The organism is Variovorax sp. V116 (assembly GCF_041154435.1).
Classification (GTDB): Bacteria; Pseudomonadota; Gammaproteobacteria; order Burkholderiales; family Burkholderiaceae_C; genus Variovorax; species Variovorax paradoxus.
Map to the genome: position 1 here is coordinate 4,679,721 of NZ_AP028661.1, position 16,798 is coordinate 4,696,518.

Annotated in this window: 7 protein-coding genes; 1 reads left to right on the forward strand and 6 read right to left on the reverse strand. The window is 64.5% G+C overall.

The features are described from left to right. Positions 1 to 23: 23 nt before the first annotated feature. From ACAM58_RS22475 to ACAM58_RS22500, 6 genes are all read right to left on the reverse strand, one after another. Entirely contained in the window at positions 24 to 11,678 is an 11,655-nt protein-coding gene (locus ACAM58_RS22475) for a hemagglutinin repeat-containing protein (protein ID WP_369663565.1), read from the reverse strand. Positions 11,679 to 12,143: 465 nt separating this feature from the next. Next, the gene (locus ACAM58_RS22480) at positions 12,144 to 12,272 is read right to left on the reverse strand and encodes a hypothetical protein (RefSeq protein WP_268969341.1); all 129 of its coding nucleotides are present in this window, start codon (positions 12,270 to 12,272) and stop codon (positions 12,144 to 12,146) included. A 36-nt stretch (positions 12,273 to 12,308) separates the two neighbouring features. Then, complete coding sequence (locus ACAM58_RS22485) at positions 12,309 to 12,521, reverse strand: hypothetical protein (protein WP_208856273.1); 213 nt, start codon at positions 12,519 to 12,521, stop codon at positions 12,309 to 12,311. A gap of 467 nt (positions 12,522 to 12,988) precedes the next feature. After that, the gene (locus ACAM58_RS22490) at positions 12,989 to 14,080 is read right to left on the reverse strand and encodes a relaxase/mobilization nuclease domain-containing protein (protein ID WP_369664508.1); all 1,092 of its coding nucleotides are present in this window, start codon (positions 14,078 to 14,080) and stop codon (positions 12,989 to 12,991) included. Between the two features lie 7 nt (positions 14,081 to 14,087). Then, on the reverse strand, positions 14,088 to 14,669 hold the full coding sequence (locus tag ACAM58_RS22495) for a hypothetical protein (RefSeq protein WP_230537984.1): 582 nt from the start codon (positions 14,667 to 14,669) through the stop codon (positions 14,088 to 14,090). An 829-nt stretch (positions 14,670 to 15,498) separates the two neighbouring features. Beyond that, positions 15,499 to 16,071, reverse strand: a complete 573-nt coding sequence (locus ACAM58_RS22500; protein ID WP_028256538.1) for a cupin domain-containing protein — start codon at positions 16,069 to 16,071, stop codon at positions 15,499 to 15,501. Positions 16,072 to 16,348: 277 nt separating this feature from the next. Here ACAM58_RS22500 and ACAM58_RS22505 point away from each other — a divergent pair, with 277 nt between their 5' ends. Beyond that, positions 16,349 to 16,711 carry a helix-turn-helix domain-containing protein gene (locus ACAM58_RS22505; protein WP_026284333.1) on the forward strand — a complete coding sequence of 121 codons (363 nt, stop codon included), beginning with the start codon at positions 16,349 to 16,351 and terminating at the stop codon, positions 16,709 to 16,711. The last annotated feature ends 87 nt before the right edge of the window (positions 16,712 to 16,798 follow it).

A 16,798-nucleotide genomic window follows, 5' to 3' on the forward strand; every position in this document is an offset into this window, starting at 1 on the left:
TTTCTCCTCGGAGTCGAAAATGATCAAGGTGCGGTGCCAGGACGTGGTAACCCCTTGGGAACAGGCCACGGAACTACGGTCACTGTCGGACGCGCACTCTGCCCTTGCGGTGGGACAGCGACTTCAACTACGTAAGGTTGAATCGTATAGCCTTCGCGAAGCAAATTTTGTAGCCCCCTTGCATACGCCCTATCAGCTGCGCTAACGCGCTGTCCACTGATCATGCCTGTATTCGCGGCTTCATTGACCCAATCATTCACTCGTTCAGGAAGCGGCTTTGGTTTGTCGACAGGCTGCCGATTCCCGGTATCAGTCGTTTTGATCTCGAATGCGGGAATCGTCTTGTTCTCCGTATTAATCTTCCCGCCAATGCTATCCACACCATAGCCTCCGCCGGTTTGCAGGGGCCTGGTCCCTGGCGACAGTTGCTCAATGATCTCCGTACCGAGGCCGCTCGGACCTTCACCCCAAGCCCCAAGCCGCACCCCGGCGTTTTGCCCCGAGATTCTTTGTCCTTGTGGGGGCATCGTGAATACTGTTGCCCCAGAAATGTCCTCAATGGAAGTGCCCCTGATGGGCATATGGACGACGGTTTGATTCTGCGTCGAATAGACATTTGAAAGATCCCCGTCGCTGGTGATCTCCGTTGGCCGAACAGAATTCCTGGAGGGGCTGACAGGGCGTAATCCTCCTAGGGCCTGTATGGCCGTCGGAATCGCGACGGTGGTGGCTCCGAGTATCAAGGCACGCGTCGCTCTGTCGGCAATAGCGTCGTCCACCCTTGCGTCGCAAGCTCCAGCACTGAGCCCTCCGCAGTAGGTCTGTCGGAACTTCGCTACTTCCAGTGCCTGTTGGACGTCAGTGCCACCCAGTGCCCCCACCCCGCCAACTGTGCCCAAGACGTTCACGTTGTTCTGCCAGCCTTGGAATACGGTTGACATCTGGGCATAGCCAAACGGGATGGCCGAATCCACGTCGGCAGCACTGGCTGCTTGGCTTTCCAAGGCACTGACACTGGCGACGTCGCCGGCCTTGATGTAGGACTTGATCAGATCGATGTTCTTCTGCGAGAGGGCAGCATATTTGCCCGCGATCGCTCGGACTTCCTCATCATTGCACTCCCCCTTGGCCCTGCACGCCGCGAACTCCTTCTTCATCGCGGCCACTTGGTCGTGCTTTAGAAAATTGTTGACCGTTGCATTGTTGGCAACTGTCGCGCCGACGCCGGCACTCGAGCTTCCGCCAGCCACCGTGCCAACAGCCGCACCCACCAAAGTCGAAGCGGCCGTCAATAGCGCGCTGTAGTCACTCTTCTTCTGTGCAGCTTGCTCAACCGTTAACGAAGGGTCGTTGTAGTCATAGCCGTTCTCCTTTAAGTATTTCTCCATCGCAGGCAGCAACTGCTCGTTGACAACACCAGCAGCGGCCCCCGCCAAACCGCTGCCGTCGCCGACTTTGGCCTGGATGAACCCGGCAATCCCGTGCAGTACAGTTTTTTCCAACGAACCATCTGCAAAGTTGGTCACAGTCCGTGGAGCTTCTCCAGCAGCGAGCGCTCTTGCATTCTCTTGGGCCTGCGCTTGTTGATTTAACGACTGGCTCACGTCTCCAATCACGCCGCTCAAAACGCTGCCCACGAGCTGAGCTGCGCGCTGATGATCTTGCGCTTGCTGCTGCAGTCTCGGAATCTCCTTGGCCTGTTGCAAGGTCAGCGTATTGACGAGCGCGCCGTTGGCCGTAACCGGATCCCTAGTTGTCAGAGTGGCCACGTTGGCGTTGCTCTTGTCGTCGATCTCCTTGACGCCTGTGCCAACGATCTTGATGTTGCCCGGGCTGATCACGCTCAAGGTCTGGCTGGACTGGCTGTTATCCGCAGGCAGTCCCTTGCCTCCGTTCAGATTCGCCAGCACGGTGTTGGTCGCGCTCCGAGCTACGTTGCTCAGCACGTTGTTCGCTGCACCCGTGCCATAGCTGAAGCTCAGGCTGACGGCGCTGCTGCTTGAATTGGTGTTCTGCCGGTTTTGCAGATCGCTGGTTGTGAGGCTCCCGGTGACCAGGCTGTTCTTGCTTTCAGGCGCCGTGCTGGTGATCGCACCGCCCTTCAGATCAGTGTTGCCCTTGACCGACACGTCGTAGCCGCCATTGCCCGCAGCGATGCCACTTTGCCCGGTGGCGCTGCGGTAGTTATGGTCGACTCTCTGTTTGGAGGCATCGACCGTGGCGGAGACGAACTGACCGTAGCAGATCGGCGGAATACACAGGCTGAGCGCGACTCCGCTGCTGCTCTGGTTGCTGTTGTAGGTGGTGCTGTCCTGCAGGCTCTCGATGTTCAGGTTGCCTGCGATGTCGGCCTTGACCGAATCGGCCGTGATCTGCGCCCCCTTCATGTTCACGTCGCCGCCGCTCTTGATCTTCACGGAGTCGGTGGCGGTGATGAGGGTGTTGTCGTGGCGCGTCTCGATGCCCGTGGCCTTGCCCTGGTTGCTGCCGGCATTGACCTGGATGCTGAAGCCGTTCTGCGAACCGAAGCCGAAGGTCACGCCCCCGCCGAGCGAACTGCCCGAATTGGTACTGAGGGTGGCCGCCTTGTTTTCCGCGGCGAGCATGTTGATGTCGCGCTTCGCGTCCAGCGCGATATCGCGAGCCTGCAGCTTGGCACCCTGCATGTTGATGTCGGTCTCGCGCGCGGTGATGTCGATGCTGCCGGCCTGGATGTTGGTGCCGCGCTGGTTGCTGTAGACCTCGGCCGTGTCGCTACGCGAACGTGTGCGGCTTTCGCTCACGCTCACACCAAAGGCCGCACCGCTGGGGTCGCCGCCGGTGCCCGCAGCCGTCAGTCCCTGGATGCCATTCCCTAACGCCCCATCGGTGGCCAGCTTGTAGGCGTCGTACCCAGCCTTGAGTTCCAAGGCGCCCTTCAGCCGGCTGTCATCGGTCTTGCGCGACTCCTGCGCCGCATCGTAGGCGCTGGTGATCGCGCTGCCCACGATGCCGCTCAGCTGCGCACCGATGGTGTGGCTCTTGGATTCTGCGTGGTGCTTGCTGCTGCCGCTGGACGTGGCGGCGTTGAGGTTCACTGCATTGCCAGACAAGGCGACTTTGTTCTTGGCCAGCAGATCCGCGCCTTCGGCCGTGATGTTGCCTTGGCCAGTGCCCGCATATTTGGAGTCCAGGCCAGCCACCATGGTGAGATTGCCGCCGTTGGCACTGATCAGGCTTGTGACGGCGGTGCTGGACTCGCCCGTACCGTCCTCCGAACCCTTCACATTGCTGTAGGCCGTATGGCGTGGCGCAAGGCCTGGCGACGGGCTGAAGCTGCGGCTCTTGCCGCTGCTGGCAGTTGCCGACACAGAGGTATCCTGAGCCGCCAGCACGTCGATGTTACGGCCGGCAGTAATGGCGATGCTCGTGTCGGCCAGTACATTGCTCGCCACGATCTGGGCATCGCGCCCAGCATCGATGCTGACGCTGCCGCCACTGATGGTGCTGCCGACCTGTGTCGTGCCAGCACTCATTTCGTTGCGATTGCTGGAACTGCTGCTGTAGCCCTTTCCGTACAGCAGGCTGTCTTTCACTCCGTTGAAGCCGCTTTGGCTGCTTCTCGAAACGTTGCCGGTCGCATGTTGCTCCTGCGCGCTCTCGATGCGCACATCGCGACCCGCGCTCAGCACGAGTTGGCTCTCTGCAGACACTCGACTGCCGCGGACGCCCAGGTCATTGCCCGCGGACATCACCACGTTCTGCCCGGAGAAGTTGCTGCCAAGCACGGTGGTGTCGCTCTGCGCCTTGATTTCGGAGCTGCTGCTCTTTGAAGTGAGCGTTTTGCGTGAGGAGTTGCTGGTTGTCAGGATTGCTTGGCTTGACTGTCCGGCATCGATGCGGATGTCATGCTCAGCGGTGACCGCCAGGGTGCCTCCGGCCGACACGTCAGCGGCGCGTGCTCGGACATCGTTGCCCGCGGTGATGGCGACACTGCCGCTGCCCACGATGGTGGAGCCGATTTCGCGGCTCTGCGAGGACACGGCGCTGAAGCTACGGCCCTTGTTGCCGCCGCTGGCGAAGATGGTGCTCGATTCAGAGACGGTGCCGAGGTTGACGTCCCGCTCCGCATTGACCAAGGTTCGGCTGTCCTTGCCGACGTTCGCGAGAACGGCGCCGACGAGATTGACGTCGCGGCCGGCAGAGGCCAGCAGCACACCGCCAGGGTTGCTGACATAGACTCCGGCCACACGGTCCACGGCCGTGTTGTTCAACAGCCCGCCCGTGCTCTGGGTGGTCGTTCGGATGGTGATGTCCCGGCCGGCAGTCAGCATGGCCGTGTCCCGCGCATCGATGGTGCCGCCGATATTGTTCAGATCGGACCTGGCGTCGAGGGCAACGCTGCCACCCGAGATGCGGCCGCCAAGATTGTTGACGTTCTCGGCCGTGATCGACACCAGACGCCTCCCGGCGATGGTGCCCGTGTTGGTGACATCGCCCGAACTCTTGATGATGGCGGCATCCGCGCTCAACAATGCGCCTGAACCGTCGATATCGCCTGGCCGCACACGCACATACACCTGAGGCACCAGCACGCGTTGCATCGTTCCGTCCGGCAAGGTCACCGTCTGTTCGACGAGCCACACGATGTCGCTGGTCAGCTGCGCCATCTGCGCCGCGCTCAGCGCCACGCCCGGGCGCAATCCGTATTGCTTCGCGAAAATCACGCCGGCGTCCATCAGCGCCATGTACTGGTCTTCGTCGCTGTTGTAGCCATCCAGGTAGCGATAGCCTGTGAGTTGCGCCACCTGTTCGCGGATCAGCTTCTGCTCGTAGAAACCATCGCCCAGGCGCTTGAGGATGTTGCTCGGGTCCTGGCCGAGGCTGTTCAGCAGGTAATCGCTGCTGAGCCAGTTGCGGTAGTTGGCGAAGCGCGGGTCGGTCTCGATCAGGTAGCTGCCCGGACCGGCACGAAGGTTGAACAGGCTGGCATTCGGGATACGCACGTTGGGCATGCTGGTGCGCACGACCATCGGGACGGTCCGGCTTGCGCCGGCTTGGGCCGACGAAGCGGTGCCGGTCGCAGCTCCGTTGGCACCTACGTCCGTGGCGCCCGTACCCAATTGCGTTGCCGTCGTGCCATCGGGTCCGGTCGACCCTGTCGCGCTGCCAGCACTCTGGCCGTCGACCTTGACTGTGTCGCCCACATTCGCCGGCACTTCGACAATGGTGGCCGGCCCTTGGCCGCCGCCCACCGCGCCCTTGCCGGTCGCCCCGCCCGTCCCGCTGCCGACCGGGGCGACGCCCGCGTTGTAGCCGGCGGCCGCATTGATGTTTTCCTGGTACTTGTAGGCGCCCAGCGAAATGGTCTGCGGCGGAAGGATCAGAGGCACATTCATCGCCTGCACCTGGCCCTTGTTGTCGATCACGGTGGCAGAGCCCGTGATCGTGCGCGTACCCGTCAGCTGGTAAGACTGGTAGTCAGTGGCCGTGATCGTCCCGCCGGCCAGCACCTGGCTGTTCTCGTTGTACAGGCGCCCGTTGACGGTCATGCTGCCGCCCGCCACCAAGTGGGCGGGGTCGATGTTGGTCGCCGTGTCTTCCGTGGTCGTGATGGCGTTGTGCCAGACGGCGTAGCCTCCGATGCCGACGAGCTCGCCGGTAGCCTTGAGATAGACGAAACCGTTGACGGGGTCGACATTGACTTCGTCCAATGGATAGGTCGTGGTCCTGCCGACACCGCTGCCCACGAGCGTGTTGGGTGCGATGCCGGTCAAGGTGCTGGGCGTTACCGTGGGCGCGCCCTTCTGGATGTGGACATCGCGGTTGTTGACCTGCGCCATCGAGATGGACATGTCGCCAATGGACTCGATGTCGGCGCTCAGGTTGTCGAGCGTCCCACCTTGGCCGATCGCCTGACGGTTGGCATCGAGGGCGCCACCGATATACATGTTGCCCTGGCTGTAGATCAGGGCGTGCTCACGGTTGGTGATGGTGCCCGCACCGATGTCGAGGTCGCCGCGCGATGCGATCGTTCCCGCCTTGGTCACGCCATTGGCGGTTTCGCTGTCGTTGAGCAGCGTGCCGGCCGAGATGGAAATCGCATCGCCATAGATCCGGCCGGTGCCGATGTTGTTCAGCGCGCCTGCGTTGATCTCGGTTTCGCCGCGGCTGTCAATCAGGCCGCGGTTGGTCAGCGTACCGCCGGCATTGACGATGGTGTTCGTCCCCGACATCTCCGCATTCGCCGTGTTGTCCACGTTGTTGCCGCCCACGGTGAGCGTCTGGCCCGCCAGCAGCTTGCCGTTGTTCGTGAAGTTGCCCGTCGTCGTGTAGCTCAGGTTGCCATTGGCAGCCACCTCGCCGTTGTTCACGATGTCCTGCTGGAGCGCAATGCTCAGGTTCTGGCCCGAGACGGCCCGGCCATCGCCGCTGAAGTTCGCAACATCGATCTTCAGGCTCTTGTCGGCCACCAGCGTGCCGCCGGTATTGACCAAGTTGAGCGTCTTGGCGCCGGGGTTGGCGGCATTGGGATCGGCGATGGCGAGCGTGTTGCCGGCCGAGATCAAGCCATTCGTGTTGTTGACGGTGCCGCCGCTGGTGATGGTGGCGTTGACGTCGGCGCGGATGGCACCCGAGCTGTTGTCGAGATTGACGGCACCAACGGCCACATTCAGGCCTTCGATGCCCTGCTCGGTGCCAAGAGTGCTGGTGTTGACGATGCGGCCGGCGTTCAGCGTCGTTGTGGCCGCCGAGCGGATCAGGCCGCTGGTATTGGTCAGCGTCCCGGCGTTCACGGCCAGATCGCCCGCGGCCAGGGTGCGGCCGCCGGTGTTGTCGTAGGCGGCCGCGTTGGTGTTGATGGCGACGGTGGACTGCCCGAGCACCAAGCCTGCGCCCGTGTTGGAGAAGCCCTGGGTGCTGGCCGTCACGGCGTTCTTCGCGCCGATGAAGCCCGCGTTGTTATTGACCGACCCGGTGGTCAGGTTCAGCGTGCCGCCGCTGCTGATGCCGCCTTGGCCATTGATGTACCCGGCCGCATTCGTGTTCGTGAGCAACTGACCATTCGTGTCGATGGTCATCGCGCCGCCCGACTGGATCAGGCCGGCAGCGTTGATGAGCGCGCCCGAGTTCACGGCCACCGTGGTGGTGGCCGCCAGCGTGCCTTGCGTGTTGTCCAGCGCATTGTTCTGCCCGTTCGCGCGCGTGTTCACCGCCAGGCTGTTGCCAAAGATCTTGCCCGCGACATTGTTCAGCCCGCTATTGAGCAGCGTGGTCGCGGCGCCGGCCTGCAACGTGCCGCCGTTGTTCGTCGTCGCGCCTGACGTCGTGACGCTCAGGTTGCCATTGACCGCCGCGGCGGTTCCGCTGCTGTTGTCCAGCGTTCCGGCCACGAGCGTGGTGTTGCCGTTGGCCGCCAACGTGCCGCCCACGTTCGAGGCCGCGCCGCCCACGGTAACGCTCAGGTCTTCGGCAGCGGTCACGCTGCCCGCGTTGTTGCTCAAGCTGCCGGCAGCGATGGTGGTGGTGCCGCCCGCGCCGATCACGCCCTTGCTGCTGTTGTCGAGCAGGCCGCCCACGGTCAGGCCGAGATCGGAGGCCTCGGCGGCGCGGAGGATGCCGCCCTGGTTGGACAGGCTGCCGGCCGCGACGGTCGTGTTGCCATTGCTGGCCAGCGTGCCGCCGCCGTTGTCCAGCGCGCCCACCACCGTGATGCGCGTGGCATCGGCGCCGGTTTGCACGATCTGGGCGCCGGCGCGGTTGCCGAGCGATCCGGCGTCGATGGTGATGTGCTTGGCGCTGACTGCGGCCGTCGCGCCGTCCTGGTTGAACGCGCCCGACATCGCGACGGTCAGCGCACCATTGGCCGTGACCTGGCCGTTGGTGCCGTTGTAGCTGCCGCCGGCAATGCTCAGCGTGCCGACACCGGCATGCTCGATCTTGCCGCCGGCGTTGGTGATGTTGGCGCCACCCAGGCTCAGGTCCTGCCCATTGCTCGCGATGCGTCCGCCGTTGTTGTTCAGGGTGCCGGTGGTCGCAATGGTGGTCGCGCCCGTGCCCGTCTGCACGATCTCGCCGCCGTTCGTGTTGGCGAGGTTCGAAAGCTTCAGGTCGAGCTGTTTCGCGTTGAGCCGGCCCGCGTCGTTGACAAGGGTCTGCGGCGCCTTGCTGTTGGCGGTCACGCTCAGGGTTCCCGGCGTGACGACCGTAGCTTTGCTGGTGATCACGTCGCCCTGCGTGGCCGTGATCGCGATGTTCGCGGCGCTGGTCTGACCGGCCGAGACATCGACACTGGCGCCTTGCAGCGCGGCATTGCCGGCTGCCAGGTTGGTGCCGTGTGTGGCGAGCGCCCCGGAGACCGTCACACTCAACTCGCCCACCGTACCGAGCTTGCCATCGCTCTGGACGCCTGCACCGAGCACGCCGGTGCTGCCGCCTTGCAGGCTGCCGGTGGTGATGGTGGCATTTCGCCCGGCCGTGATGCTGCCGTCGTTGGCGAGCAGGCCAGCCACTGCCACGGTGGTGTCGTTGGCCCCGCGCAGGCTGCCGCCCGCGGCGTTGCTCAGGCTGCCCGCCTGCACGCTGAGGTCGGTGGCGGCGCCGATGTAGCCCTGGCCATTGGTCAAAGCGCCGGTGACGTTCACCTGGGTCGCGGCCTGGGCCGACTGGATCGAGCCCTTGTCGTTGGCGAGCGAGCCGGCGTCGAGGGCCAGCTCCTGGGTGGCCGCCAGCGTGCCGGCCGTGTTGTCGACTGCGCCCTGGACATTGACCGCCAGGCGGTTCAGCGCGGACACGGTGCCGCCGCTGTTGTCCAGGCTGCCGGCATTCAATGCGGTACTGCCATTGGCGGCGATGGTGCCGCCACGGTTGCTGGTGGCGCCGCTCGTGGTGCTTGCGACATCCCCCGTGGCAGCCGTGACGCGCCCGGCATCGTTGGCAAGGCTGCCGGCTTGCAGGGTCGTGTTGCCGCCCGCACTGATCTCACCCTGGCCGTTGTCCAGCAGACCCGTCACATTGACGCTCAGGTCGGAGACCTGGGCGGCCTGCAGTGTGCCGCCCCGGTTGTTCAGGCTGGCTGCGGTGAGGGCGAGGCTGCCGTTGCTGGCCAGCGTGGCGCCGCTGTTGTCGATGGCGCCCGAGGTCGCGATGGTGGTCGCCCTCGTGCCGGTCTGCACGATCTCGCCGCCGTTCGTGTTGGCGAGGTTGGAGACATTCAGGTCCAGCTGATTGGCGCTGAGCTTGCCGCCCTCGTTGACCAGCGTCTGGCTAGGCTGTGCGTTGGCAGTCACGCTCAACGTGCCCGGCGTTGTGATCGTGGCCTTGTCGGTGGTCACGTTGCCCTGCGTCGCCGTAACCGCAATATTCGCCGCACTGGTCTGGCTGGCCGAGAGATCGACGCTTGCACCCTGCAACGTGGCATTGCCAGCCGCCAGGTTGGTGCCATTGGCGACCAAGGCGCCGCTCGTGGTCACGACCAGGTCACCCGCTGCGCCAAGCTTGCCGTCGCTCTGGATGCCGGCACCCAGCACGCCGGTGCTGCCGCTTTGCAGGCTGCCTGCGGCGACCGCCGTGTGCCGCCCGGCCGTGATGCTGCCGTCGTTGGTCATCGCCCCGCCGACCGCGACACTCACATCGTTCGCGCCGCGCAGGCTGGCGCCATTGGAGTTGACGAGTGAACCCGCCTGCACCTTCAGGTCGGTGGCCGCCCCGATCGTGCCGCTGCTGCCATTGGTCAGTTGGTTAGTCACCCCCAGCTGCACTGCAGCCTGCGCCGACTGGATGCTGCCCTGCGTGTTGTCCAGGCTGCCCGCGCCGAGCGCGACGCCTTGGTTCGCCACCAGTGTGCCGCCGGTGTTGTTCACCGCGCCCGCCACGTTGGCCGTCAACGCACCCGTTGCCGAAATCACGCCGCGCGTGTTGTCGGCCTGTCCGCCCACGGTCAGCGTGGCGTCGGCCGCGCTGGTCAGCTTGCCGTCGACATTGACCAGGTCGCCGGTCGTGGTGATGTTCAGGCTGCCCGCGTTGAGCGTGCCGCCGGTGTTGTCGAACCGATCGACATTGGCGCTGAAGCCGTTGCTGACGTTCAGCGTGCCGCCGTGGTTGTCGAACGTCGGCTGGCTCACGGCCATGTTGGCGACATTCAGCGTGCCGCCGTTGTTGTTGATGTTGGCGCTTTGCAGGCTGATGGGCCCGCCGGCGTAGATCTTGCCGCTGTCGTTGCGGATCGTGCCGCTGGCGGTGATCGCACCTGGCGACGGTGGAACGTACGGGGCGGGCGTGACGGTGCTGCCGGAGCCGGTCTCCGTGCCGGTGCCCGTGGTTGGCGCGGCGGGGTCGGTGGTGCCGCCCGTGCCTGTTCCTGTGCCCGTGCCGCCGCCCGTTCCGGTGCCAGAGGTGGACGGCGCAGCCGCCACGGGCTCCAGCCCGATGACGCCGCCGCTGGTGTTGCTCAGGGCCGGCGCGCTCAGCCCGAGACCGGCGCTGCTGGTCTGGCGCAGGGTGCCGCCGCGGTTGTCGATGTCGCCTCCGGTGCTGGCGAGCTCCAGCCGCGCGCCTTCGAGCGTGCCGCCCGCGCCGTTGAGTGCATTGGCCAGGTCGCCCTGGGTCGTGATCTTGAGGTTGCCGCCGCTGCTGATGCGGCCGCTGTTGGCGAGGGCCGAGGCCGCGAGGTTCGCATCGGCGGTGGCCTGGAGCGTGCCGATGTTCTCCAGGCGCCCGGCGCTGGTGACCACCAGTTGGCCCGCGCCCATCAGCGCGGCGGCGCCCGGCGCGGCCTGGATGGTGCCGGCGTTGCGCACGCCCAGGCCGGCCTCGGTGCCGATGAGGGTGATCTTGCCGGCGTACATGCCGCCGAGCGCAGCGACGTCCAGGGCAAAGGTGGGCGCCGTGCCGGTGCCCGCGGTGGGCGTGACCTGGCTGTGGTCGGCGCTGACCGTGTTGGCGCCGGTCACCACCTTCAGTTCGCTGGCCCAGATGCCGGCGTTGGCCTGCACGGCGCGCGCGAGGATGGCGGCGTAGTCGGTCTTGCTGGCGTCCAGGCCCGCGCCGTCGATGGTGATGGTGCCGCCGCGCACGAGGAAGCTGTCCAGGCCGCCCACGGCATTGAACTGCGGCGTGCCGGTGGTCAGCGTGGCCCGGCTCGCATTGATGAAGCCGCCGCCGTCGACGCTGATGCCGGCCGGGTTGGCGATGACCACCTCGGCCCGCTGCCCCGCCACTTCGATGTAGCCGCGCAGCTGGCTCGGGCTGCCGCCGTTCACCTCATTGAGGATGATGCGTGCAGGCCCGGTCGCGAGATACGGATTGCCTTGCACGAACCCGCCGAGCTGGCTCTGCACATTGGTGCGGCTGTTGTTCAGGATGGCGCCGTTGGGCGCCACGTTGAACTGCTGGTACACATTGCGCGAGACACCGGCGGCGCTGGGCGTCTGGATGTTGATGAGCGGCACGCCGTTGGGCGCGACCAGCACCGTGGGCCGCAGGTTGGCGGGAACGTTGGGCGCGCCGACGATCTGGGCTTCTCCAGGAAGCGCGACCAGTGCACCGAGCAACGCGACAGCCTTCACCGCGGCGCCCGCGCCGCCGGGCCCGCCCGTGGGTTTGGATTTGCCCTTCCCCGTGCTGCTGGCTGTTTCTTGCACCACCATCCGCATGCCTCTGGCGGCGTTGAAGATGATGCGATGCAGATAACGATTCATTGTTCGGCGCTCCCTCGGTGTTGTCTGCTTGCGACGTCTTTTGTGACAAGACGCACGAGACGGGGAGCGATTATGCGGAACGGGTGCGCGAGGACGCGCGGTACAAATTCACAGATCCGACCTGTTCGCGAGACCGCCGGCCGAACGTAATCAATACGGCCTACATTTCGCTGCGGGATGTGTGGGTCCAATACGACGAATGGTCGCCCGCAGCATTGCGGGATGCGTTTGCGCACTCCCAACGCGATCCGACAAGTGCCGACGACGACGACCGCGTGTCGGGCGACACGACCAACTGGCTCCCGGAGCCAGTTGCTGACGTCGCTTGATACTGCGACTGAAATGAGGCGGCGATGGCGGCGCGGGTGAGGTGCCGCAACAGCCACACCGAGGGTATTGCCTCAGCCCCGATAGCCGACACGGACCCGGTCGGCGTGCAGTCGCAGCAACCGAAAGTCCGCCCCTTCATTCTGGGAGAGAGATTCGAACGGACTTGGTTTCCTCGACAAGCTTGGCCAGCAGCAGAACGCGGGTGTTGATCTCTGCAAATTGATAGTTTTGTAAGCCGCCCCGTGATGCGCTAAGTGCGTCCACGTGGAAAAACTCAGTTCGCCCGCCGAAGGTCATCTATCAAATACGCGCCGCCAGTGTGTTGAGCATGTTGGCGAGGCCGGTATCCGCTGAACTGTAGGGATGGTCAAAGTGCTCAATTTGCAGCCACTGTGCTTCTTGGCCGAGATGAACGTACTTCTCAAAGTCATCGACCGGCAATACTTGATGTGGATGTACGCCAGGGACAAACCGAAGGTTTTTTGTCTCGCCTTGCCAAGTGATGTATTCCACTTCCGCAAACCAGGGGGGCGCGACGCCCTCGTCCACCAATAAGCGCGCGATCTTCCTGAACCGTTCTTCCTTGACAGTGGGGTGAACATGACGATGCGGGGAAAAAGTTCAGCGCAACGATTCAGGAATCCAGCCAGACCTGGCCACGGTATCTGGCTCATCGCATTTGAGATCAATGTGCCTTCGAGATCGAGAGCAAGGACGTAGCTTTTCATGAATGGACGTTGATCGGTCACAAAACTCCGGACTTTGGCCGCATTCGCCCTTACCAATTTCGCACACGACTGGGTCAGGTGGCGTCATTCTTCAGCGAGGCCAAGACAAGGCACGTCCGCAGGCAGGGCAGCTCGAAAGCTTGCAGCTGTGAGGGACCTCGGTGCGCGCGAAGTTGCGGGGCATCCAATCGCACGAAGGTTCACGTGCCACAGCCGCAAGCCTTGCCTCACCAGTCGCACGAGCGCAGCCATTCACCGAATCTTTGGCAGCATGGGCTGGTCCTTCGCGTGCTCCAGCACTCGACTTCTCTCCGCCCCTCTCCAACGCTCCGCCAATCGCTGCGCTTCGGTCTGCACGTCCGGCATTCGTGCGACGAAATGATCCACTTGGTCGGCAAGATCTGCCTCGCCCTGTCTTCGAAGCGCATCTGCTGTGGCGCGCCAATCTGCGACCACTGCCCGCCGGGTGTTTCGCATCTTCTCTTGGCCGTCATCCACGGCGCCTCGCCCCGAACCCAGCGCCTGGAGCAGGCTCTCCAGCTTGGCGCGCATGAAGGTCGAGGTCTTCGGCGACCGATGCCTGGCTCGGTCGCTCAAGGGCAGTTGCCCGAATGCCCGAAACGCGCGCAGCCGATGATGGATCGCATCCCTGTACGGCTTGCGGGTCTGCCCTCGCACTTGGCGCGGCGTGGCATTGGCCGCCACGCCCTGCTCTCGCATCAGTGCGGCGAACTGCTCGCGCCACTGGCGCAGCGTGTCCTTTCGGATGTAGAGGCGCTGGCCGGGCTCGAACTCGTGCTCGCACTTGACCACCAGGTGCACATGCGGGTGCGGTTGATCGGTGTGCAGCACCATGGCGTAGCGATACTGCAGCGCGAAGTTCTCGCGCGCAAAGACGCGGGCGGCCGCCCGTACCTTGTCCGGCGGCGTGCCGGCGGGCATGGACAGGACGATGTTGTGCACCAGCTTCGCACGCGTGTCTTTCTGCCCCGGCGCGGGTTTCGGCTTGTACTGGCTTCTGCAAAGCTCCAGCTGCCAGTCGGCCGCGATCTCCTTGCCTGCACCCCGGCCCTGCGGCGTCAGCCCCTCGTCGGTTTCGATCGGCAGCTTGCCGTGCCGGCCGATGTAGCGCAGATGGGCCTCGACGCCGCCGACATCCCGTCCGCCGCCGGAGACCTTCACCATCACCTCGGGCGTGCGCCCCACCGTGCGCTGGATCTGCGCGATCTGGTCGGCGCCGAAGCGCAGCTGGCCGCCCGGTCCTCGCCGGCCGTAGCTCACGATGTCCAGGGTCATGTCGCGCGGCGCACCGGCCGGGCCGCGGTCGCTTCGGCCTGCGCGCACCCTCTGTTTAGGCATGGGCACTCCCGGCGCCGGTCTCCCAGCTGATGAGGTTGCGCCGCACGAGGGCGGCCGTGGCTTCGCGTGCCACTTCGACTTCCCGCCGGACTGACGCAATCGCTTCACTGAGGTCCGGTGCCACCGTCGCTGGCTGAGTGTTCGGCGTGCCGAACGTTCGAAGCTGCCGTCCCAGTGCAGCCAGTCGGGCGCCGGTCACCTTGATCTGGTCCAGTTCGTTCGGCGGCAGCACGGCCGCGTCACGCACATGGTTGTGGATCAGCAGGGCCAGGTAGCTGGCTGTCTTCATCCCACGGGCACGGGCTCGCTCTGTCGCCAGCGCGCGATCGCCTTGGCGAAGCCGCAGCGTGATGCGATCCGCCGCGCCAATGTCGCTTTCCGTTTCGTGTGGGAATCGCTGTTCGCCCGAGCCCGGCGAGATGACGCCGTGGGTCTTGAGGACCTCGTCGACCATCTTCGCGAGCAGGCTCGACGCACTGAGATGATGACGGGCGGCCAGCGCGGCGAAGCACGCCCTCGTCTCGGGCGGCACCCGGGTTCCGATCATGCGGCTCGATCGAGAGGACTTGGTCATTGCAACGCCATCGCTGTTAACAATGTCTGACGGCAGTCTATCCTGCCCTCATAGCCGCACAAGGACTTTGCCCTCGGAATTCCAGCGTCGAACTCCCCTCGCCGTTTCGCCGCTCCCGGAGCGTTGCTATCGATCGGGAATTCAGAGCGCTCCATCAATGTTCGGCATGCCGAACATCACGCAGGTAGACGGAACGATCCCGCCCTCATAGCCGCACAAGGAGGTTGCCCTCGGATTCCAGCGTCGAGCTCACCTCGCCGTTTCGCGGCCCGGAGCGTTGCCGTCAATCGACAGCTTGAAGACCACCATCAATGTTCGGCATGCCGAACATTTCGGAAGTAGACGGAACGATCCCGCCCTCATGGCCGCACCGGGACGTTGCCCTCGGAATTCCAGCGTCGAGTTCACCTCGCTGTTTCGCAGCTCCGGAGCGTTGCCGTCGATCGACAGCTCGAAGGCCTCCATCGATGTTCGGCATGCCGAACACTACGGAAGTAGACGGAACGGTCCCGCACTCGTAGCCGCACGAGGACTTCGCCCTCGAAGTTTCGACGTCGTCCTGCGACCGCCGCGTCCTGGCTAGCGAAACCGAGAATTCGTTCCGCTCGCTAAGCAAGTCCACACGGCCGCTGCATGGCTTCCTCACGGCCCCATCAAGCAGAAGACTCCGCTGATGCTGCCGTTCGAGACCTTCTCGGTGTTCGGCATGCCGAACACCTAGAAGTGGAGCCGGACAGAGAAGTGAATTCGGCACGCAGCGAATTCGCGGGTGAACCATCGAATGGGCGTTCGCGCCGCCCCGCGGTGCGCCAGTGCCGCCAAGAACAGCCTACTCCCGCAGCGTGAACACCACCGACAGGTAAGAGACCGGCTGGGTCTGGATGGCCTCAATCCCGTGCAGTGCGGTCGCATCGAACAGCAGCGAGTCCCCTGCCCTCACCTCCGCAGTCCTGCCGCCGTAACGGTAGCGGACCTCCCCGGACAGGAAATACAGGAACTTGAGGCCTGGATGCTGGAAGGTCACATAGGGATCGGCGCCCGGCAGCAGCGTGACCAGGTAGGGCTCCACGAACAGGTTACCCGACAGCAGGTGGCCCAGCAGCTCATAGCGGTAGTCCGCCACCGCGCCGATGCGATCGACCAAGACACCATGGCCTGCGCGCACATGGCAGAAGTCGGTGCGCCGCGCCTGATCGCCGAAGAACCGCGACGTCGGCACCCCAAGACCATTCGCGAGATGCTCCAGGGTCTCCACCGAAGGCGAGACCAGCCCGCGCTCGATGCGCGAGAGCATCGAGGCAGAAATCCCCGAGGTCTTGGCCAGCTCGCCGCCAGACACCTCGGCCGCCATGCGCAGCGCCCTCACCTGCGCACCGATGCGAGCCGCAGACAGGCTGCGCACGACAGGTGCTGGTTTCCTCGATCGGACACGCGTCACCGAGACCGGCAGCCGCAAGGGGCGGACCGTTGGCAAAGGCGAGGCGGCTTCTTTGCGCGTCATACGCCCCCGCTGATCACGCGCAGGCCACCGCCGAGAAATCGCTGGTGGCATTGAATCTGAAGGTAGCTGCTCTGGTTCCGCATCGTTGCTGCACCGTGTTCTCAAAAACATGCACAGCGGGATTATGTGTCGTTTAAGACGTTTCCTCCACAAGCACATTCAACGAGCCTGCTCGGACATGAATGCAGGCACACGATCCAAGACGCCATCTGGCATTGCGCGGGGCAGGTTGCCCAACGCAGTGACCCTGGCTCTCGGGCGAAACCTGCGGTATTTCCGCGAGCAGGCAGGACTCACGCAGGTCGAACTGGCCTTTGATGCGGAGGTGGAGCGCTCGCGCATCTCCAAGATAGAACGAGGACACATCAACCCTTCGCTGTTGACGCTGGCCACGCTGTGCTATTGCTTGAAGATCACACTCCCCACTCTGTTCGAAGGCATGAAAGAGACGCTGGCGCCCTCGTGGAAAGGCGGCGAGTTGCGACGCTCAAACCAGGCAGTTCTTGTCGCGTCGTCGGAGAAGTCGCGTGGTCACCGATAACGCGCAGAAGCCGCGACGTCAACAGTTCGGTTTCTGGTTTCCTCGGGCGGGCCTTTGGTAATAGTCCGCTCGAGGCCGTTGTTGACG

Coding starts and splice junctions, on each gene's coding strand:
- ACAM58_RS22505 (WP_026284333.1), top strand. CDS start 16,349: ATGAATGCAGGCACACGATCCAAGACGCCATCTGGCATTGCGCGGGGC.
- ACAM58_RS22495 (WP_230537984.1), bottom strand. CDS start 14,669: ATGACCAAGTCCTCTCGATCGAGCCGCATGATCGGAACCCGGGTGCCG.
- ACAM58_RS22475 (WP_369663565.1), bottom strand. CDS start 11,678: ATGAATCGTTATCTGCATCGCATCATCTTCAACGCCGCCAGAGGCATG.